This window comes from Gordonia sp. UBA7599, from assembly GCA_002477755.1.
GTDB lineage: Bacteria > Actinomycetota > Actinomycetes > Mycobacteriales > Mycobacteriaceae > Gordonia.
The window spans coordinates 1-20,175 of record DLKD01000105.1; the positions used below are offsets into that span (position 1 = coordinate 1).

General features: G+C 65.0%; 20 protein-coding genes, 1 pseudogene and 1 other annotated feature. Of the genes and pseudogenes, 17 read left to right on the forward strand and 4 right to left on the reverse strand.

The window, feature by feature from the left end; all coding sequences use genetic code 11:
* Positions 1-859: aldehyde dehydrogenase family protein (locus B4L26_RS12045; RefSeq protein ID WP_414651919.1), on the reverse strand; the 859-nt coding region annotated here is incomplete at its 3' end.
* 233 nt (positions 860-1,092) lie between these two features.
* On the opposite strand from B4L26_RS12045, the gene B4L26_RS12050 reads away from it, so the two are divergent.
* Together B4L26_RS12050 and B4L26_RS12055 are read left to right on the forward strand one after the other, a co-directional pair.
* Positions 1,093-2,028, forward strand: a complete 936-nt coding sequence (locus B4L26_RS12050) for a LysR family transcriptional regulator (RefSeq protein WP_290719116.1) — start codon at positions 1,093-1,095, stop codon at positions 2,026-2,028.
* A gap of 132 nt (positions 2,029-2,160) precedes the next feature.
* Positions 2,161-2,580: a pyridoxamine 5'-phosphate oxidase family protein gene (locus B4L26_RS12055; protein WP_290719117.1), complete on the forward strand. Its 420-nt coding sequence runs from the start codon at positions 2,161-2,163 to the stop codon at positions 2,578-2,580.
* A gap of 280 nt (positions 2,581-2,860) precedes the next feature.
* Here B4L26_RS12055 and B4L26_RS12060 read toward each other — a convergent pair whose 3' ends face one another.
* Positions 2,861-3,235: a Pycsar system effector family protein gene (locus B4L26_RS12060; protein WP_006896938.1), complete on the reverse strand. Its 375-nt coding sequence runs from the start codon at positions 3,233-3,235 to the stop codon at positions 2,861-2,863.
* Between the two features lie 231 nt (positions 3,236-3,466).
* Here B4L26_RS12060 and B4L26_RS12065 point away from each other — a divergent pair.
* The 4 genes and pseudogenes from B4L26_RS12065 to B4L26_RS12080 all read left to right on the forward strand — a co-directional run bounded on the left by B4L26_RS12065 (position 3,467) and on the right by B4L26_RS12080 (position 6,262).
* Positions 3,467-4,689 (forward strand): IS3 family transposase gene (locus tag B4L26_RS12065; protein ID WP_085948520.1). Its coding sequence is split into 2 segments (ribosomal slippage): positions 3,467-3,746 and positions 3,746-4,689, totalling 1,224 coding nucleotides; the frame shifts between segments, so codons are not numbered across the junction.
* Positions 3,736-3,869, forward strand: a sequence feature (AL1L pseudoknot). It overlaps the preceding gene by 134 nt.
* Before the next feature lie 32 nt (positions 4,690-4,721).
* A pseudogene (locus B4L26_RS12070) lies at positions 4,722-5,111 on the forward strand (ATP-binding protein); the annotation flags it as partial.
* Positions 5,112-5,171: 60 nt separating this feature from the next.
* Positions 5,172-5,510: a hypothetical protein gene (locus B4L26_RS12075; protein WP_008382042.1), complete on the forward strand. Its 339-nt coding sequence runs from the start codon at positions 5,172-5,174 to the stop codon at positions 5,508-5,510.
* On the forward strand, positions 5,507-6,262 hold the full coding sequence (locus B4L26_RS12080; protein WP_003937311.1) for an ATP-binding protein: 756 nt from the start codon (positions 5,507-5,509) through the stop codon (positions 6,260-6,262). Before B4L26_RS12075 ends, B4L26_RS12080 begins: the two co-directional genes overlap by 4 nt.
* A gap of 126 nt (positions 6,263-6,388) precedes the next feature.
* On the opposite strand, the gene B4L26_RS12085 is transcribed toward B4L26_RS12080, so the two are convergent.
* The gene (locus tag B4L26_RS12085) at positions 6,389-7,390 is read right to left on the reverse strand and encodes a helix-turn-helix domain-containing protein (protein ID WP_008382041.1); all 1,002 of its coding nucleotides are present in this window, start codon (positions 7,388-7,390) and stop codon (positions 6,389-6,391) included.
* 120 nt (positions 7,391-7,510) lie between these two features.
* Between B4L26_RS12085 and B4L26_RS12090 the strand changes: the two genes are divergently transcribed.
* From B4L26_RS12090 to B4L26_RS12135, 10 genes are all read left to right on the forward strand, one after another.
* Complete coding sequence (locus B4L26_RS12090) at positions 7,511-7,831, forward strand: 2Fe-2S iron-sulfur cluster-binding protein (protein WP_003937313.1); 321 nt, start codon at positions 7,511-7,513, stop codon at positions 7,829-7,831.
* 23 nt (positions 7,832-7,854) lie between these two features.
* Positions 7,855-9,243 carry a cytochrome P450 gene (locus B4L26_RS12095; RefSeq protein WP_003937314.1) on the forward strand — a complete coding sequence of 463 codons (1,389 nt, stop codon included), beginning with the start codon at positions 7,855-7,857 and terminating at the stop codon, positions 9,241-9,243.
* Positions 9,240-10,442: an NAD(P)/FAD-dependent oxidoreductase gene (locus B4L26_RS12100; protein WP_003937315.1), complete on the forward strand. Its 1,203-nt coding sequence runs from the start codon at positions 9,240-9,242 to the stop codon at positions 10,440-10,442. Before B4L26_RS12095 ends, B4L26_RS12100 begins: the two co-directional genes overlap by 4 nt.
* A 71-nt stretch (positions 10,443-10,513) precedes the next feature.
* Positions 10,514-11,974 carry a cytochrome P450 gene (locus tag B4L26_RS12105; protein WP_003937316.1) on the forward strand — a complete coding sequence of 487 codons (1,461 nt, stop codon included), beginning with the start codon at positions 10,514-10,516 and terminating at the stop codon, positions 11,972-11,974.
* Entirely contained in the window at positions 11,971-12,696 is a 726-nt protein-coding gene (locus B4L26_RS12110; protein WP_003937317.1) for a transglutaminase-like domain-containing protein, read from the forward strand. The genes B4L26_RS12105 and B4L26_RS12110 overlap by 4 nt, the downstream gene beginning before the upstream one ends.
* Complete coding sequence (locus B4L26_RS12115) at positions 12,693-14,222, forward strand: aldehyde dehydrogenase family protein (protein ID WP_003937318.1); 1,530 nt, start codon at positions 12,693-12,695, stop codon at positions 14,220-14,222. The genes B4L26_RS12110 and B4L26_RS12115 overlap by 4 nt, the downstream gene beginning before the upstream one ends.
* Positions 14,219-15,055, forward strand: a complete 837-nt coding sequence (locus tag B4L26_RS12120) for an SDR family oxidoreductase (protein WP_003937319.1) — start codon at positions 14,219-14,221, stop codon at positions 15,053-15,055. The genes B4L26_RS12115 and B4L26_RS12120 overlap by 4 nt, the downstream gene beginning before the upstream one ends.
* A 49-nt stretch (positions 15,056-15,104) precedes the next feature.
* Entirely contained in the window at positions 15,105-16,172 is a 1,068-nt protein-coding gene (locus tag B4L26_RS12125) for a BtrH N-terminal domain-containing protein (protein WP_003937320.1), read from the forward strand.
* Positions 16,173-16,246: 74 nt separating this feature from the next.
* A complete protein-coding gene (locus B4L26_RS12130) occupies positions 16,247-17,878 on the forward strand; it encodes a long-chain fatty acid--CoA ligase (protein WP_003937321.1) in 1,632 nt (543 codons plus the stop codon).
* 531 nt (positions 17,879-18,409) lie between these two features.
* Positions 18,410-18,970 carry an integrase core domain-containing protein gene (locus tag B4L26_RS12135; protein WP_003937322.1) on the forward strand — a complete coding sequence of 187 codons (561 nt, stop codon included), beginning with the start codon at positions 18,410-18,412 and terminating at the stop codon, positions 18,968-18,970.
* A gap of 47 nt (positions 18,971-19,017) precedes the next feature.
* On the opposite strand, the gene B4L26_RS12140 is transcribed toward B4L26_RS12135, so the two are convergent.
* The gene (locus B4L26_RS12140) at positions 19,018-19,704 is read right to left on the reverse strand and encodes a TetR/AcrR family transcriptional regulator (protein WP_008382024.1); all 687 of its coding nucleotides are present in this window, start codon (positions 19,702-19,704) and stop codon (positions 19,018-19,020) included.
* 187 nt (positions 19,705-19,891) lie between these two features.
* On the opposite strand from B4L26_RS12140, the gene B4L26_RS12145 reads away from it, so the two are divergent.
* Positions 19,892-20,175 (forward strand): MFS transporter (locus B4L26_RS12145; protein ID WP_290719119.1); only part of this gene is annotated, 284 nt, incomplete at its 3' end.

Here is a 20,175-nt window from a genome sequence, read left to right on the forward strand (position 1 = left end):
AGCGCTCACCGGCGCTGCCGTAGCCGGCGCCGACGAGGGCGTCGACGGCTTGATCGAGGTCGGCGTCGGGAAGGATCACCATGTGGTTCTTCGCGCCGCCGAAGCACTGCGAACGCTTCCCGTTGGCCGCCGACGTCGCATAGATGTACTGGGCGATGTCGGAGCTGCCGACAAAGCCGAGCGCCTTCACGTCGGGGTGGTTGAGCAGCGCATCGACGGCTTCCTTGTCGCCCTGCACGACCTGCAACACACCGTCGGGCAGGCCCGCCTGCGTGAACAGCTCGGCCAGCATGACCGGCACCGACGGGTCGCGCTCGGACGGCTTGAGGATGAACGCGTTGCCACAGGCGATGGCCGGGCCGATCTTCCACAGCGGGATCATCGCGGGGAAGTTGAACGGCGTGATGCCCGCGACGACGCCGAGCGGCTGGCGCACCGAATGCACGTCGATGCCGCTCCCGGCGCCCTCGGTGAATTCGCCCTTGAGCAGGTGCGGGATGCCGATGGAGAACTCGATGACCTCGATGCCGCGCTGGACGTCGCCCTTGGCGTCGGGGAAAGTCTTGCCGTGTTCGAGGCTCAGCTTGGTGGCGAGCTCATCCATGTTCTCGTTGACCAGGTCGACGAAGCGCATCATGACGCGGGCCCGGGCCTGCGGGTTGGTCGCCGCCCACTCCTTCTGCGCCTTCGACGCGATGTCGACGGCGGCGGCCACTTCGTCGGTTGAGGCGAGCACGACCTGGGCCTGCACCTGCCCGGTGCTGGGGTCGAAGACGTCGGCGGTGCGGCCCGACGGCTTCGCATCTCCGACGGTGGTGGCGCGCTTGCCGTCGATGAAATGGGGGATCTGGTGGTTCACGGTGTTCTCCTCTGTTGCGCGTCAGCGGTCTGTGGGTCGTCAGCGGTGGGTAAAGTTCGGCGGGCGCTTCTCGATGAAGGCGGCCATGCCCTCGGTCTGATCGTCGGTGTGGGGTCTTCGTCCATCGTGGTGCCGTGGGTCACATGGGTCAACGGGCAATGGCGCACCCCGGGTGGTGCAGAATTGCCCCCGGGCTGTGGCTTTGCGCGAGCGATCATGCCTATCCTGGATTGGTGTCTGATCGTCGTCGATCGCAGGTCGATCCGCGCGCCATCCGCGCCGACGACTTGCGCTACCTGCTGGCCGTCGCACGCTCGCGCAACCGGCGTTCGGCCGCGTCGGATCTGGGCGTCGATACGTCGACGGTGACGCGGCGGATCCGCGCTTTGGAACGCGCGTTGGGTACCGAGTTGGTGCGGCAGAACGCCGCCGGGTGGGAGCTCACCGAGGCCGGGCGGACTGTCGCGGAGACGGCTGGGCCCATCGAGGACGCCGTCGAGCGGGTTGCCGGGGCGGTCGCGGGTGATCAGGGGCGCACGCTGCGCGGCAACGTGCGGGTCACCGCGCCCGATGCGTTCGGCGCCTACTTCGTCGCGCCCGCGTTGGCGGGGCTGCACCGGCGGCACCCCGATCTGACCGTCGAGCTGCTGACCGCCACGCGCGAGCCGAACCTGCACCAATCCGGGTTTGATTCGGCGATCACCGTCGGGACGCCGACGAGCGGGCAGGTCGTGAGTGAACCGCTCAGCGACTACTTCCTCGGGCTGTATGCGACCGACGGCTACTTGCGGGAGGAGGGTGTGCCGACGACCGTCGACGACCTGCACCGGCACACGCTGGTCTGGTACGTCGATTCGCTACTGCACGTCGGTGAGCTCGATTTGGACAAGCACCTGCCCGGTATCACGCCGCGGGTCATGTCCACGAGCGTCTTCGCCCAGGTGGAGTCCGTGCGTTGTGGCGGGGGGATCGGGTTGCTGCCCTGTTTCGTCGCCGACCGCCACCCCGAGCTGCGCCGCATCCTGCGCGACGAGGTTGCGGTGCGGTTGGGTTTCACGCTGTCTGCTCGTCGGGAGAGGTCGGTGCAACCCGCGGTGCAAGCGATCCGGGCGGCGATCCAAGCCGAGGTGCGTGGGCGTGTGGGCGAGTTGCTGCCAGAGCGCGGGTAGTTGCTGCGGAGATCTGTCCCATATCCGGTCACCTCGGTGATAATCACCGAGCTGACCGGTATATGTGTCGTTTTCAGCAGCGCCGCGCGGCGTTGACCGAGGAGTGCCGATGAAGCTAGATGGGGCTGGGTCATGAGGCTGCCGGATGCACAGGCGTGGGAGCGGTTGGCGGCGTCTGACCATGGTGTTCTGGCGACCGTCCATCCTCGTCGCGGTGTCGACGCGGTACCGGTGGTGTACGCCGTCGACGACGGTCATGTCGGGATTCCCGTCGACCGGGTCAAGCCCAAGGAATCAACGCGGCTACAGCGCGAGCGCAATCTGGAGGCCGATCCGCGCGCGACGCTCCTCGTCGACCATTGGGACCCGGTGGACTGGGCGCAGTTGTGGTGGGTGCGGACCGAGTTGCGACGGGTCGATTCGGCTGAGCGTGCCGGCCGACTTGGGGAGTTGCTTGAGGAGCGGTACCCGCAGTACACCGGTCAGCCGTTCGAGAAGGTGTTGGTGCTGCGTATCGAACGCGTGACGGGCTGGCAGGCTAGCGAGTCGTAGCCATTCCCGCTTCCCCGCCTCGATCCCGCGAACTCAGTCGGCGAAGCGGGATCGAGACGGGAGTGCGGGAAGGGTTGTCGAGATGCAGCGGAGATTAGCAGCGCTACCCCCGGAAGTCTGACAGAACATGCGTGCCTCGATGAGTCGTGTCAATTTTGATTCTCCATGTGGTCGGCCATCCAAGTCACTTTCGGCGAACATTTGGCGTAGATCGATCTCTTGCGGCGCCCATGCAGCGGCAACCCCTCTGCTCTGACGACCGAGCATCGCCTCACACAAGTCAGCATGTCGCACATATGCCAAGTGCCATAACGCCAATCGGAGAAAGACTCATAGACAACTGCACAAGCCGGTGCTTTGTCCACGCTATCTTGCTCATCTCCACGAGCTGTTTCGACAGTACCGGAAGAAGAGTCGGGCCCTCGAGCCGATCCTGAACGGCTTCGGGCGTCAGGTGCCGCAGGTGTCCGAAATAGACAAAGTTGTCCGGCGCCTCAACCTCGAGGTTGGAGGCCCGTAGCCGGGGACGCACAACCCAGGCCGCACATAGGACGCTAGCTACTAAGAGGAGGATGCCAACGACGTACCAGACTACGGCCCAGCCCCCAAGGTCATGGAGCACCCGCCCCTCGCCCGACAGCGTGATAACTCCCACGAGGAGCGCGGTCTCAATTGTCAGTGCAAATGGCGCCTTCGTATCGGAGATATTGTCAAGACCTGTGGATGAGGTTGTTTCAGGCGGCCTCCTCTTGCGATGTTGATGGGGTGTCGGATTCGACGAGTTTGCCTTTCTCGAAGGTCTTGCCGGCTCGGACGAGGGCGACGACGTGGGGTGCGTTGAAGCGCCCTGGGTTCCGTTCCGAGTCTCAGCAAGGAGAATCGGAGTATGCCCAAGAAGTTCAGTCCAGAGCTGCGTGAGCGTGCCGTGCGCATGGTCTACGACCGCCAAGCCCGCGAGGGCGGCCCTCGCGCAGCATCGATCCGTGCCGTCGCGCCGCAGCTCGGTGTCGGCACAGAGACGCTGCGGATCTGGTGCAATCGCTACGGCGCCACCGAGCCGGTCGGACCGGGAGAGCCGCTCGAGGAGGAGAATCGCCGTCTCCGGCGGGAGCTCGCCGAGGCGCGACGTGCGAACGAGATCCTGAAGGCCGCCTCAGCGTTTTTCGCAGCGGAACTCGACCGCCCCACGACGAAATGATCGCGTTCGTCGACATGCATCGCGAGAAGTTCGGGGTCGAGGCCATCTGCCGCATCCTCAGTGCGACAGAATGTGGGTTCATCACCTCCCGCGGATACCGCGCTGCCAAGAACAGGCCGGCCTCCGCTCGCAGCGTTCGGGACGAGATGCTGGCGGAGGAGGTGCAGCGGATTCATCAGGCGAACTACAGCGTCTATGGGGTCCGGAAGATGTGGCACGCAATGCGCCACGCAGGATGGAACGTCGGTCGCGACCAGGTCGCGAGGCTGATGAAGATCGCCGGCCTGCAGGGCGTTCGCCGAGGTCGAAAGCCCGTCACCACCTGCTCCGCAGACGGAGATGACCAGCGCCCGGACCTCGTTGAACGGCGGTTCGTCGCGGATCGACCGCAGCAGCTTTGGGTCGCCGACATCACCTACGTCCGGATGCTCTCCGGGTTCTGCTACGTCGCATTCGTTACCGATGTCTTCAGTCGCAGAATTGTCGGCTGGGCGGTCGCGCCCACGCTCCACACGGAGTCTCTGCCATTGCTCGCACTGGAGCATGCACTGCAGTCCACCGGGGTGAGCAGGAACGAAAGCGGATTGATCCACCATTCCGACAGGGGTAGTCAATACGTTTCGCTCGCCTATTCGGACGCTCTGCTCGCCGCGGGAGTTACGGCTTCAGTAGGTACCGTCGGCGATAGCTACGATAACGCGCTGGCCGAGACAGTGAACGGCCTATACAAGGCGGAGTTGATCTACTCCAAGCGGATCTGGGAGTCAGTCAGCGAGGTTGAGCTCGCCACGATGGGCTGGGTCCACTGGTGGAACACCTCCCGGCTCCACGAAGCTCTCGGCTACCGCACCCCGGCGAACGTCGAAGCGACCTACACTCACACCACGACGACCGCGCCCGCGACCGTGTAACCACGGAACGAAACCCAGGGCGCTTCAGGCTGGGGATCGCCGCAGTGCACGCCGGGCACAAAGTGCGGTACTTCACCGCCGCCGACCTCGTGGAGACCCTGTATCGCGGACTGGCTGACAACACCGTCGGCAAAACCATCGACACCCTGCTACGCCAAGACCTGCTCATCCTCGACGAGATCGGATTCGCCCCGCTCGACGACACCGGCACCCAACTGCTGTTCCGGCTCGTCGCCGGCGCCTACGAACGCCGCTCCCTCGCGATCGCCAGTCACTGGCCCTTCGAACAATGGGGACGATTCCTGCCCGAACACACCACCGCCGCCAGCATCCTCGACCGGCTCCTACACCACGCCACCATCGTCATCACCGACGGCGATTCCTACCGCATGACACACCGAACGGAGGTACCACCCACCTAGAACATCCCGCACAGGGTGGGGACTTTTACCTGGCCACCAGCGGGGACATCAAACTGGCCGTTGACAGAGGCCCAGGGCTACCGCTCGTGCCAGAACATCCTCGCCCTGGGGAAGAGCGACAAACAACTCCTCGAGCGGGCTTGCGGGCAACTTGTCTCCGAACAGACCCGACGGGCGATCTCCTACACCGCGGTCAAGCAACGCCTGGCGGCGCTGCGGGCCCAGGCCGCCGCACGACCGACCACCGCGGCGGAACCAGCGACTGCTGCGTCGGTAGCGCCACCGGCGGGACAGCGCGACACCACCGGGGCGCATCTGGCCGGGCCCGAGCAGTTCAGCCTTTCTGCCTTGACCGGAGCCACCGGAGCCGACTTGACGGATGAGGGAGGGGCCAAGTGATCGATCGTCACCTCACCGACGCGGACATGCCGTTGTTCACGCAGCTGCGTATGACCGCGTTCGGGCAGACCGTCATCGAGCTGGCCAACGATCCCGCCTGCGACGAGTGGACCTTCTCCCAGAAGATCTTCCACGCGCTGGATAAGGAGATCACGGCCAGACAGGAACGTCGGACCCAGAAACTACTCAAGGCCTCCAGAACGCCAAACCCTGATGCCTGCGTAGAAGAGATCCGTTATCTGGCTGACCGCAACCTCAATCGGGAGCTAATCGCACGGCTTTCCAGCTGTCAATGGATCGAGTCGACCCGCAATCTTGTCGTGCTCGGTCAGTCCAGCGTGGGCAAGACCTATGTGGCTCTGGCACTGCTCAATGCCGCGTGCCGAAAGTACTACAGCGCGAGGTTCTTCCGGCTCGACGATCTGGCCAACCGGCTCGCCGTGTTGGAACCGACCTCGCAGCGGCGGTTGGATTTCCTGACGGATCTGCACAACTGTGACCTGCTGGTCCTGGATGACTTCCTGACGACGCCGGTGGCTGCGCACACCGCGGCCGAGTTGCTCAACATCCTGGCCGCTCGTGAAGGTCGAGGTTCGACTCTGGTGACCTCGCAGTTCGATCCGCCGGACTGGTACAAGTCGCTCCAGGACGCGGTCATCGCCGAATCGATCCTCAACCGGATCGTCGCCGGCGCCGAGATCATCGCCCTGGACGGGCCGAACATGCGCCGACATCTGGCGGACAGCCGATAGTTGGGCGCCGCGGTCGGGCAAGCTAGTATTCTCAATATGACTCGCTGATCACTGTGCATGTTCGAGGCTGATCCGAAGTCCACCACTTCGCGCAGCCTTTTTTATACCAGCGGCGGGACGGGTAGGTTATTCGTGCCGAAATTCGCGTGGAGAGCGACCAGTCCACCGCTTGAAGGCGTGAGAGAAGTTGGCGAGGTCGCTGTATCCGAGATCCGCAGCGATCTCACTCACCGACATCGATCGGTCGAGCAGCCGCAGCATCGCACGATCACGCAGGAATGATTCGCGCAACTCGCGAAAGGTGGTCCCCTCCTCGGACAGGCGCCGCTTGAGTGTGCTACGGGATATCGAGAGCTCGTGTGCGACCCAGTCGTTACTTCGTTTGCCGGGATCCTCCTCCAGGAGCCGTCGCACCTTCTCCGAGAAAGACGTGGTTCTGCTTCGCTGTTCGAGGGTTTGCTGCAGATCAACGATGGCGAGGCGATAGGCGACGGGATCGGAGAACCTACATACCTCGTTGAGGGTATCCGCGGGGACACGAAGGAATGACGTCGGAGCGTCGAAGTACAGGCGCCCAGCTAGGGCGTCCTCATGATTGGCCAGAAAGTTCGGCGCCGACCAGCTCAGATGGAGGGTGACGGTCGGCACATCGCCAGCGAGCATGTCAAGCAGGCGCAGGAGCGCCGACCCGCTGTACGCGACGACCAGGCAGTTCAGGGCCGGATCGCCTGTATGTGCGCTGAGCCCCACAGTAAGCCCCTCGTCTCTTGGGTGGAACTGTGGGCTGAGGGCCGTCGAGATCAAAGGCAGATAGGTGAGCAGCTCGACGATCTCGGCTACCGAACCTGCACTGACCAGAGGAAAGCTCAACGGGCCAAAGGACGTCAACTGAGCCTGCTCGGCGAACGCGAAGCCGAGCGTAGTTGCCTGGTCGACATCGAGTGCGGGGTACACCTCGCGAAACCACCGTATCGGGGCCTGGATGTTCCGCTGGATCAACGTCGTCTCGTCGATTCCTTCGCGAGCCATGATGTTGCGAAGCCGCGCGACAGCGTCTGAGTCGAGTGCTTGGCTCTCGAGCAATTGCGCGAACATGAGTGGAGGCACACCCTCCTCGTTGAGGTTCACCCTGGTCCCCTTTGAGCCGAATTCACAAGTTTCTGACTCTGCCGAACATAGCCGCCGCGCTCGTCTTCGACAACACTTTGACCAAGTTCACATTGAAGACGACGTATCCAGGAGTTGGCTATGGCAGTTGTCACCTTTGTCTCCCACGATGGCCAGAAGCACGAGGCGCCCATCGAGGAAGGGCAGTCGCTGATGCAGGTCGCGACCAACAACGCGGTGCCCGGCATCGACGGCGACTGCGGAGGCGAAGCCGCGTGCGGTACCTGTCATGTGATCGTCGATCCGCAATGGTCCGAGCAGGTCGGCCTCTCGGGTCCCGAGGAGGAGGAGATGCTCGCGATGAACCCCGAGCGCCAGCCGACCTCCCGGCTGTCCTGCCAGATGGCGGCGTCGGCGGCGTGGGACGGCTTGATCGTCGAACTACCCGAATTCCAGATGTGACGGCGAGAAACGGTTAAGACCTGATGAAGATTCCTGAAGCAATCACCGCCAAGGTTCAGTCGACCATCCCGATGGATCTGCAGATCCAGGGCGCGCATCTGTATGACAAGACCCGGCGATGGGTGACCGGGACGAACGGAGAGAAGCTCTTCGTCGAGAGTCCTATCCCGCCGGTCGAGGACGTCGAGCTCGCCGACATCGACCTCAGCAACCCTTTTCTCTATCGCCAGGGGCGCTGGCAGTCCTACTTCGAGCGCTTGCGCAACGAGGCGCCGGTCCACTACCAGCCCAACAGTGCGTTCGGTCCGTTCTGGTCTGTCACGCGGCATGCCGACATCGTGGCCGTGGACAAGAACCACGAGCTCTTCTCCGCCGAGCCGTTCATTGTCATCGGGGCCCCGCCTCGTTTCCTTGATATCGCGATGTTCATCGCGATGGATCCGCCACGCCACGACGCGCAGCGGGCCGCTGTCCAAGGCGTTGTTGCGCCGAAGAACCTGCGTGAGATGGAGGGGCTGATTCGATCGCGTGTGCAGGAGGTGCTGGACGACCTGCCCGTGGATCAGCCGTTCGACTGGGTGCAGAACGTCTCGATCGAGTTGACCGCTCGGATGCTTGCCACCCTTCTGGACTTCCCGTACGAGCAGCGTCGCAAGCTCGTCTACTGGTCAGATCTCGCGACGTCGCTGGAGCAAGCCAACGGCGGGCCCTCGGACAACGACGAGGTGTTCCCCGGCATGCGCGACATGGCGCGAGGTCTCAGCGCTCTCTGGCACGACAAGGCAGCGCGGATGGCTGCCGGGGAGGAACCCGGCTTCGATCTGATCACCATGTTGCAGAGCAACGAGAACACCAAGGACCTGATCGACCGCCCGATGGAATTCTTGGGCAACCTCGTGCTGCTGATCGTCGGAGGCAACGACACGACCCGCAACTCGATGAGCGGCGGTGTTCTTGCGCTGAACCGCTTCCCCGATCAGTTCGAGAAGCTGAAGGCAAACCCCGACCTGATCCCCAACATGGGCTCGGAGATCATCCGGTGGCAAACCCCGCTGGCTTATATGCGCCGGGTCGCCAAGGCCGACACCATTCTGAACGGGCAGTTCATCCGCAAGGGCGACAAAGTAGTGATGTGGTACGCCTCGGGCAACCGCGACGAGCGCGTGTTCGAACGGCCCGATGAGTTCATCATCGACCGGGCCAACGCCCGCAACCACATCTCCTTCGGCTTCGGCGTCCATCGTTGTATGGGCAACCGGCTGGCCGAGCTCCAGCTGCGGATCCTGTGGGAGGAGTTGCTTCCCCGTTTCGACAATATCGAGGTCGTCGGCGAGCCAGAGTACGTGCAGTCCAATTTCGTGAGGGGCATCAGCAAGATGATGGTCCGCCTCACCCCGAAATCCAGCGCATGACCTCGCAGCGGGCCCTCATCGTCGGGGCCGGCCATGCCGGGGCCCAACTCGCGGCCAGTCTGCGCCAGGAAGGGTGGACCGGTGAGATCGTCCTCATCGGCGAGGAGTCGGCGCTGCCCTATCAACGCCCGCCGCTGTCGAAGGGTTACCTGGCGGGGAAGAGCACGCTCGACGAACTCGCGATCCGCAGCGCCAAATTCTACACCGAGCAGGGGATCCAACTCCTGAATGCGAAGGTGGAGGCGATCGACCGCTCGGCTGGTCATCTCGTGTTGAGCACCGGCGACGCGCTGCCCTACGACAAGCTCGCGCTGTGCACTGGGGCCCGCCCTCGACGGCTTTCCATCCCGGGGGCCGACCTGGTCGGCGTCTACTACCTACGCACCGCTGCGGACGTCGAGATGATCCGAGAGGCCACCAGCCCCGGGTGTCGGGCTGTGATCATCGGCGGCGGCTACATCGGACTGGAGACGGCCGCCTCATTGCGTGCGCTCGGTCTGGAGGTCACTGTACTCGAGGCGACCGAGCGCGTCCTCGAACGGGTCACCGCCCCCGCTGTATCGGCGTTCTTCGACCGGATCCACCGGGAGGAGGGCGTGAACATCCGGACGGGCGCGCTGGTCGAAGCTCTATCAGGTGACGGCAGGGTCCGCGAGGTGTTCCTGTCCAGTGGCGAATCAATTCCCACCGACCTCGTCATTGTCGGTATCGGCGTTGAGCCGAACACCGAGCTCGCCGCCGCCGCGGGTCTGGTCGTCGACAACGGCGTCGTGATCGACGACCAGACCCGGACCAGCGACCCCGACATCGTGGCGGCTGGGGACTGCGCCAGCCATGACATGGCCCGTTACGGCCGTCGCATACGCCTGGAGTCCGTGCCGAGTGCGGGTGAGCAGGCCAAGGTGGCGGCCGCGACCGTCTGCGGCAAGTCCAAGATGATCGCGGCGCTTCCATGGTTCTGGTCGGATCAATACGATCTCAAGCTCCAGATCGCCGGTCTCAACACCGGGTACGACGAAGTCGTCCTCAGCGGCGACCCGACCCGGGACCGCGACTTCACCTGCTTCTACCTGCGTGCGGGCGAGCTCATCGCCGCCGACTGCATCAACCGGCCCCGTCACTTCATGTTCAGCAAGCGGGTCATCACGCAGCGACTCCCCATTGGCCGGACCGAACTGGTGCTCGCAGGCTCTGTCTGAGGTGATCGGTCCCTTGGCGGCGATGGTACGACAACAGCGAGTACGGGCCCACATTTCGGAAAGGAACGTCAGTGACGAACATCATCCAGCTCCCGCTGGCGAAGGGTCGTGAGCGGCTCTCGTCGGTATTCCTGGCACCATTGCCGAGTCGGGCCGACGCGACCCTGCTAGGGGTCAGCGACCAGTGGCCTGTTCGTGAGCTCGCCCCGCCCCCGGCGGGGTCGGGGCTCGAGCCCGTCCGAGGGACCGCGGGCATGCCTCTGCTCGGTCACACCCTGGACTACATCAGGTTCGGCTCCAACTTCACCCGGGCCAGGTACCAACGCTTCGGACCGGTCTGGTGGATGGGCGCCTTCGGCACGAGAATCGTGATGGTGGCGGGCGCGGATGCCACACAGGAGGCGCTGACGACCAAGGCGAAGTCGTTCTCCCAGGACGGGTGGACCTATCTCATCGATGCTTTCTTTCACCGGGGCCTGATGCTGATGAGCTTCGACGAGCACAGGATGCATCGGCGGATCATGCAGGAGGCGTTCACCCGCGACCGGCTCGCCGGCTACGTCGACCAGCTCGGCCCGACGCTGGAGACCAGCATCCGCAGGTGGACAGCGGGCCGGTCCACGCGCATCTACCCACTGTTGAAGGCCCTGACTCTCGACGTCGCAACGGAGGTCTTCATGGCAGGTCGGGGAGGGAGCGAGGACACTGACGCCATCAACGACGCCTTCGTGGCCACCGTGCGCGCAGCCAGCTCGATCATCCGTTTCCCGCTGCCGGGGACTCGGTGGCGCGCCGGAGTCCATGGGCGCACGCTCCTGGAGGACTACTTCACCCGGCATCTGCCGACGGCTCGAAGTGCCCAGGGAGACGACCTCTTTGCGGGGCTGTGCCATGCGCGCACGGCCGACGGTGAGGCGTTCACTGATGAGGACGTCGTCAACCACATGATCTTCTTGATGATGGCGGCCCACGATACCTCGACCATCACCACCACCGCTGCCGCCTACTTCCTCGCCAAGCACCCAGCCTGGCAGGAACGGGCTCGGGCCGAGTCCGACCGACTCGGTGAACGCCGCCCCGACATCGACGACCTGGACTCGATGGCGACTCTCGACCTGGTGATCAAGGAGACGCTGCGCCTCGTGGCGCCCGTGCCGATCGTGATGCGCAAGACGATCGAGAACGTGGAGATTGCCGGACGCCACATCCCGGCGGACACCCTGGTGGCCGTGGCTCCTGCGGTGAACCACTTCGACGAGTCGTGCTGGACCGAGCCCGACACCTTCGACCCCGACCGTTTCAGCGAGCCGCGCCATGAGGACCAGAATCACCGTTTCGGGTGGATCCCCTTCGGCGGAGGAGTGCACAAGTGCATTGGTCTGCACTTCGGCACCCTCGAGGTCAAGGCGATCCTGCACCACATGCTGCGCACTTACACCTGGTCGGTCCCCGACCAGTATGAAGTGAGATGGGACAACACCTCGCTCCCCATTCCTGTCGACGGGTTGCCGATCACCCTGGAGCGCAGATGAATCCGGCACCGGTGGCGTTCTTGGGGGCGACCGACTTCCTCGACATCGAGCACGAGTCCGTCCGGGCATTCACCGCCGCCGCGGTTGGGGATGCGAGCACCGACCGGGACAAGGCCAATCGCCTCTTCACCGCCGTCCGTGACCAGATCTGGTACGACCCCTACACGGTGTCGGACAATCCCGCCCACTATCGAGCCAGCTTCGTCCTCGAGTCCGGGCGCGCCTATTGCGTCCCGAAGGCGGTGCTCTTGACCGCGGTGTGCCGAGCGGCAGGGATTCCGGCGCTGCTGGGTTTCGCTGACGTCCGCAATCACCTGCAGACCGAAGCGCTGCGAGCGCTCATGGGCGGCACAGACCTGTTCGTCTATCACGGCTACAGCCGTCTCTACATCGACGGCCGGTGGTTGAAGGCGACGCCTGCGTTCAACACCGAGTTGTGTGCGCGTTTCGGTGTGCCGCCGGTGGATTTCGACGGTGATCGCGACGCACTCCTGCACGCCTTCACCGCCGACGGAGCCCAGCATATGGAGTACGTCCGCGAGCGCGGCATCTTCGACGATCTGCCTTTGAACGCGATCCTGACCGAGCTTCGGCATACCTATGGACCGTTGATGTTCAAGCGCGCTGACGTGATCGCTGACGCTTTCACCGACACACCCACCAGCCGCACCCAGCCCGACGGGATCTCCGGTGGGTTCCACTCACCCCTGGAGGACCGATGAGCACGGCGACCGCAGCGGACGCCTTGGACGTGTGCAACCCAGCCGATGGCCGGCTGATCGCAACCGTCCCTGTGGATGATCGCGAGACCGTGAACGGTGTCGCGGCTGACCTCCGCTGCGCCCAGGTCGGGTGGGTCGAGGCTGGCCCGCGGCAACGCGCCAGATGGTTGCATCGCTGGCGGGACTGGATCCTGGCTCACACCGACGAGCTCACCGATCTGCTGCAAGCCGAAACGGGCAAGGTGCGCCCAGATGCCCTCGTGGAGACGACCGCGTCGTGCGAATTCATCACCTACTACGCTGACAACGCCGAGAGGTTTCTCGCTGGCGAGCAGGTCAGGTCCTCGAGTCTGTTGAGTCTGCCGAAGCGGCTGTCCAAGACCTACCACCCATATCCGGTTGTCGGGCTCATCACGCCCTGGAACTTCCCGATCACCCTCTTCCTCATGGATGCAGCGCCCGCGTTGGCTGCCGGATGCGCGGTCCTGGCGAAGTCCTCGGAGGAGACGCCACTGACGTGTGCGCGGGTCGTCGAGGGCTGGCACGAGATCGGCGCCCCTCCGGTCTTGGCCCATGTTGTGGGTGCCGGCGAAGCGGGTGCGTCGGTGGTGGACGCCGCTGACTTCGTGCAGTTCACCGGCTCGACAGCCACCGGGCGTGCGGTCGCGATCCGCTGCGCCGAGCACCTGAAGCCGGTGAGCCTGGAGCTGGGCGGTAAGGATCCGGCGATAGTGCTGGAGGACGCCGACCTTGCTCGTGCGGTGGAGGGGATCGCGTGGGGCGGTCTGTTCAACGCAGGGCAGGTCTGCATCTCCGTCGAGCGGGTATACGTGGTAGCTGAGATCTACGACGAGTTCGTGGCCCGGCTGACGCAGAGGGTGCGCTCCCTGGCCCAGGGTGCGGCGACAGGTGACGACGTGGGTGCGATGGTCACTGCGAGGCAGGTCGAGATCGCCGATCGCCACGTCAGCCAGGCGGTGGCGGCGGGTGCGCGGGTCCTGGCCGGCGGAACCCGGAGTGCGGTCGGGAACTACTACGCTCCGACCGTCCTGGTCGGTGTCGACCACACGATGGCTTGCATGACCGAGGAGACCTTCGGCCCCACGATCCCGGTGATGCTGGTCGCGGATGAAGACGAGGCCATCCGTCTGGCCAACGACTCGGCGTACGGCCTGTCTGCGACGGTGTGGACCCGCGACCACGCTCGGGCACAGCGCATTGCGAAACGCCTGGACGCGGGTGCGGTCAACATCAACGACGTCTTCAGCAACCTCTTCGCCACCACACTGCCGCACAGTGGATGGAAGGCATCGGGTATCGGTGCGCGGCTCGGCGGTGCCTACGGGCTGCACAAGTACTGCCGGGTCCAGGCGGTGACCGAGCCGCGGATTCCTGTCCCGGCACGAGAACTCACGTGGTACCCGTACACCTCCCGGCGTGCGGCCATCGCCGAAAGAGTATTGCGCGCGGCAGCCGGCCGCGGCCTGTGGCAACGCCTCGGCCTGAACAAGGAGAACAGCAAGTGACGACGCACATCCCCCACACTGCCGCCAAGACTGTGGCGATCACCGGCGGAGCCCGCGGCATCGGCTACCAGACCGCGAAGGAGCTGATCCGACGAGGCCACCGCGTCGCCATCGGCGACGTCGACGAGGCACGTGCCAAAGAGGCCGCCGTCGAGCTCGGGGTGAAGGTCGTCACCCGCCTCGATGTCACCGATCCCGACTCGTTCCGCGAATTTCTCGACCTGGTCGAGGGGGGCCTCGGCCCCCTCGACGTGCTGATCAACAACGCGGGCATCATGCCCACCGGGCACGCCCACGAGGAAGCCGACGCGGTGACCCGGCGGCAGGTCGAGATCAACGTCCTGGGAGTCATCTTCGGGACCAAACTCGCCCTCCAACGGATGCTGCCGCGGCGTGCCGGGCACATCATCAACACCGCATCACTGGCCGGTGAGCTCGCCGTACCCGGTCTGGCGACCTATTGCGGCACCAAGTTCGCGGTCATCGGGTTCACTGAGGCAGCACGACAGGAATACCGCAAGTCCGGGGTCCAGCTGTCCACGGTCCGGCCTACGTTCACCAACACCGAGCTCGTCGCTGGGACGGCTGGGGCCAAGGGACTGCGCAACGCCGAGCCCGAGGAGATCGCTCGAGCGACAGCCGATCTGATCGAGAATCCGCGTTCTTTCGTGCGTGTCACCCGCCTCGCCGGCGGCATGGTCGCCGCGATGAAGTTCGTCCCCGGTCGGTTGGCTACCTGGCTCGGATCGGCCCTGGGCACGGACTCGGTGTTCCTCGACGACGTCGACATGAGGATACGCCAGGCCTACCTGGACAGAATCCGGAGCAACTGATCCAGTCTTCGAACCCCGTCGTGCGCCGATCCACCGAAGAGGAACTCCTATGCCCCGCAGAACCCTGATCAAGGACTACCCGCATCGGATGGCGGGGCATTGCGGCTCTGGCGCGATGCGCGATCTTCTGCACTGGCATGGTCTGGGGTGGGATGGACCGCCCGACGAAGGTCTGGTGTTCGCGCTCGGTGGCGCGGTGGGGCTATCCTACCTCCGGTCGAGCGACCTCGTCCCACCGCTGTACCTGGTGGGACGAGGTGCCGACTTCGAAGTCGATCTACCCCGCCGACTCGGCGGACAGGTCCACGTTCTCACGACCGACGATCCTCGCGAGGGATGGTCATGGGTTCTCGACGAGATCGAAGCAGGCAGACCCAGTCTGGTGTGGGGCGACATCGGTGAGTTGCCGTACCTGCGGGTCCAGTTGCGGATGAGTCGCCACGATATCGTCGTGATCGGTCACGACGAGGCCGAGGGGATCGCTTTTGTCGTGGACAATGACCGCGCCGAGGTGCAGGAGGTCCCGCTCGATGCGCTGGCTCGGGCGCGGTCCTCGAAGTCTTTCCCGGAACCGACGCGCCACTGCACCTACCGCATCATCTGGCCGGACGCGCTGCCAGACGTGGCGGAAGTAGCGGCAGAGGCATTTCGCCAGTCCGCGGCCAGTATGCGCCGCCCGTCGCAGCCCGGGATCGTCGATCTCACGACAGCGGCGGCCGGGGCCGAGGGCCTAGCTGCGGTCGTACAGCTGGCGGCCGACGTTCGGACCTGGGCCGATCTTCCGATAGACGACCTCGAGATCCTCCTGTTCAGCCTGAGCGCTTTTATCGAGAAGGCAGGTACCGGCGGCGGGCTGTTCCGCCGATTGCTCGCCGATGGCTGCGCGGATGTCGCACGCCTGACCGGCGACTTCGCCACCGCTCAACTCGCCGTCTCCGCCAGCCGTTGTGCGCAGGCATGGACCGAGACTGCACGTGCCGGTATCCGGCGCGACGTTGATGTGCGAGCGCGCGCGGCCGGGATGTCTTTGGCGGCTAGCCGGCTGCCAGAGCTGGAGTTGGACCTGGTCGAGTCCCTGGAGTCTGCTTCAAGCTCGCTTATGGCTGCAGATCGCTGACAGCCCCACTTTTCCCCGGACGCTCGGTCTCCGGATCGCTGTGTTCGAAGGCAACTCTCTCAACAAGGAATGCTATGCAGAGCACGATGATGAACGTCCCGTTGACAACTGCGGCGATTCTGCGCCACGGCTCGAGTGTGCATGGCTCGGCAACCGTGCGGACCTTGCAGCCCGACGGGAGCGTGAAGGTCGCCTCGTTCGCCGAGATCGGACGGCGGTCCGCCCAGTTGGCCAACGCGTTGCGCGGTTGCGGGATCACAGGCGATGAGCGCGTCGCAACCTTTATGTGGAACAACCAGGAACATGTGGAAGCCTACTGTGCGGTGCCCTCGATGGGCGCGGTACTGCACACTCTCAATCTACGCCTCGCCTCAGATCAACTCGTCTACATAGGCAACCACGCCGAGGACCGGGTCGTGATTCTCGACGGAAGCCTGGTCCCGCTGCTGGCCCCCGTGCTGCCGCACATCACCAGTGTGCACACCGTCGTCGTGACCGGGGGGGTGGACCTCACCCCGCTGCACCGTGACGGGCTCACAGTCGTGGGTTACGAGGAGTTCATCTCCGCTCAGCCCGAGACGTTCGACTGGCCTGACCTCGATGAGCAGTCAGCAGCCGCCATGTGTTACACCTCCGGTACCACCGGGACCCCCAAAGGCGTCGCCTACAGCCACCGGTCGACCTACCTGCATTCGATGGCGGCCTGCGCCGCCGACGGACTGCGAGTCGGCTGCGATGACCGGATCCTCGCTATTGTGCCGATGTTCCATGCCAACGCCTGGGGACTGGTCTATGCCGCCCTCATGGCAGGTGCCGACCTTCTCATGCCTGACCGGTTCCTGCAGGCCGAGCCGCTGGTACGGCTCATCGATGCCCAGAAGCCAACCGTCGCAGGCGCGGTCCCGACGATCTGGAACGACGTGCTGAACTTCGTGGAGGCCAACCCCAGCTACGACATCTCCTCTCTCGGCCTGGTTGCCTGCGGTGGCTCCGCCGTGCCCGTTCACCTGATGGAGATCTTCGAGGAGAAGTACGGCGTACAGGTTGTCCAGGCGTGGGGAATGACCGAGACCTCGCCGCTGGCCACCGTCGCGCGTCCGCCGGCATCGCTCGACACGCAGGAGCGGTGGCGCCTGCGAGCCACTCAAGGCCGTCCGGTTCCAGGTGTGGAATTGAGGATCGTCGGCGACGCGGGCAATGAGCTCCCGCACGACGGCGAAGCCGTCGGCGAGCTGCAGGTGCGCGGACCTTGGATCACCGGCTCGTACATCGGCGAAGAGGATGACGGGGAGAAGTTTCAGGACGGTTGGTTGCGCACCGGCGACGTCGGTCGGATCGATGAACGCAGTTTCGTCACGCTGACCGACCGCACAAAGGACGTGATCAAGTCTGGCGGGGAGTGGATCTCCTCGGTCGAGCTCGAACTGCTGCTCGCCGGACACCCCGATGTGCTCGAGGCATCTGTGATCGGGGTGCCGGACGAGAAGTGGCAGGAACGTCCCCTCGCGGTGATCGTCGTACGTGACGGGCGCGAGCCCACACCTGCCCATCTGCGTGACTTCCTCGTTGGCAAGGTCGCCAAATGGTGGCTGCCCGAGCGTTGGTGCTTCGTCTCCGAGGTGCCCAAGACCTCGGTCGGCAAGTTCGACAAGAAGCGCCTGCGCTCCCTGCATGCCGAAGGAGAGCTTGCCGTCGTCGAAATCTAGGAATCCTCTCTAGATCATCGAGCACGGGTCCCTGCTCACATCGTGGGGTTAGGATCCGCGGCGGACAGTCCGACTTCGAGTACCTTGCCCGGCCTTAGTGGTCACGCCTCTCTTCAGTCACGCCGCGAACGCAGACCGGGTGGTGCGACATACCCCACGCTGAGTCAGCCGAGAACCTCGCAGGCCAAACCTCGACTGCCGCGCGATCGCGGCCACTTGGCGGCCCTGGATACTTCCTGCTGGTACCTGCGAAAATTCCCACCTGCAGTGCTGGCGGCGGTCCGGTTCGACCATCGCAAGGTGTGGGCGATGTGCCGTTGCGACGGGCACCCGGTGTCGCAGGCGACCGTGCTGCGGTGCCTGCGAGACGAGGGTCTGCTGCCGCCAGCCGCAAGGCTGCGTTCGCCGCCGAGCCCACCGGCCCGAATCAGGTGTAGCGTTTGGACTTCAGTGAGTTCGAGACCACCGCTGGCGGGACGTGGCGTATCGCGGATTGCCGGGACTACTGGAGCAAATACGAGCATCCCTGGCATGTGTCGCCGACGGCGAACCAGCACGAACGCGATCACCGCGATCGAGCGCGCTTTGGCCGACTACGAGCAGTCGTACGACCACCCGCTGGCCGAAACGTGCCCACGCGAGCCCGGCCGTGGTCTCGAGCCCGCGGCGACGATCGTGACCTACAACGGCGGCCCGTTCCGGTCGTTCCGCTTCGAGGCGTTCGTCACCGCACACCCCGAACTGCGCCACGTCGGTACCCGAGTCAGGTCGCCGGGCCAGAACGGCTCGCGCGAACGCGGTTTCGGGTCGCTGAAGTACGAGCGACTGTTCCTCGAGGAGATCGATGACGTCTTGGCCGTGGTGAAGCACGCTGACGCCTACCGGGTCGAGCACAACACCGTCCGGCCGCACGAAGCCATCGCTTGGAACCGGCCGATCCAGATCCACCCTGGCCTGGTCGGCCCTCGGATCCCCAACTTTCCCCGAGACCGAAAACCTGCCAACTACTTGACACGGGACACGACGACGCAGCAGCGGCCTCGTCCAGGAGTGTTCGATCAACGGCTCTGGTATCCCTCACACCCGAATTGAGCCAGAGCCGTTGACCCGACCTCCGTACGTGCGGGCTTTTGTCGGTTTTACTTGCGGGTGTTGTGGTTGTGGTGGGCGGTGAGGAAATCGTCGACCAGGCGTGCGCAGTCGTGGTGGTCGATGCTGTGCAGCCCGGTGAGGCGAGCGAAGACGATCGGGCCCAGCAGCTGGATGATGACGAAGGTGGTGTCGAGGTCGCCGAGGTGGGCGCGGGCCTCAGGGCTGGTGAGGATGTGGTCGAACGGTTCGCGGTAGCGGCGGATGACCTGGGCGCGCAGGGAGGTGACCGCGCCCGAGTCAGGGGGTGCGCCGGGGTCGGGGGTAATGGATCCCATGGCCAGCCAGGACAGGGTGGTCAGCTGGAGGGGAGCGTTCTCGATCAGGTCGGCTTGGGCGGTGAGCAACGCGATCAACTGCTCGCGCACGGGCCCGTCGTCGGGTGGGGTGTCCACGCGTGGGAGTAGGCGTTCGAAGGTGGCCGCGAGCAGGTGGGTGCTGCTGCCGAAGTGCCGGTAGAGGGTGGTGCGCGCGACTTTCGAGGTGCGGGTGACCGCGTCGATGGTGACCGCGTCGATACCGCCGGTGGCCAGCAGATGGGTGGCCGCGTCGAGCAACCGTGCCCGCGAGCGCGCCAACCGCGGATCGGCCTGATCGAGATCCGCGTCCTGCTCGCCGGTGGCGGAGTGGGGCGCGGCGGGTCCGGTGCGGGTGTCGGCCTGGTCGCGGGTGGTCATGGTCGGGAAGACCTCCAAGGAAACGGGCGGCGGTGAATGTGTCCGATTTCGACTCTATCGCAACCACTCTCGCCTGTGATACTCATGGTAGCGAAGCGATACCGATGGTTTCGTCGGGTGGGAGGTGCCGGTGAACGCACCGGAAACGACTGACGGTCACAGTGTGCTGGCGCGGGCCGAATGGTGGATGCTGACGGTGTCGTGCCTGGCGGTGGCGCTGGTCGTCGCGGCGATGGCTGCACTGTATTCGGCGTTGCCGCTGATCGCGGTCGCGACCGGGGCGACCCAATCGCAGCTGACCTGGATCGTCGACGGCTACACCCTGATCCTGGCGTGCCTGGTCCTGCCCGCCGGCGCGGTGGGTGACCGCTACGGGCGCCGCGTCGTGCTGATCGCGGGCCTGGCGGTGTTCTCCGTGGCCTCGGCGCTGCCGCTGCTCATGTCGGGGCCGGTGTGGCTGATCGCGGCCCG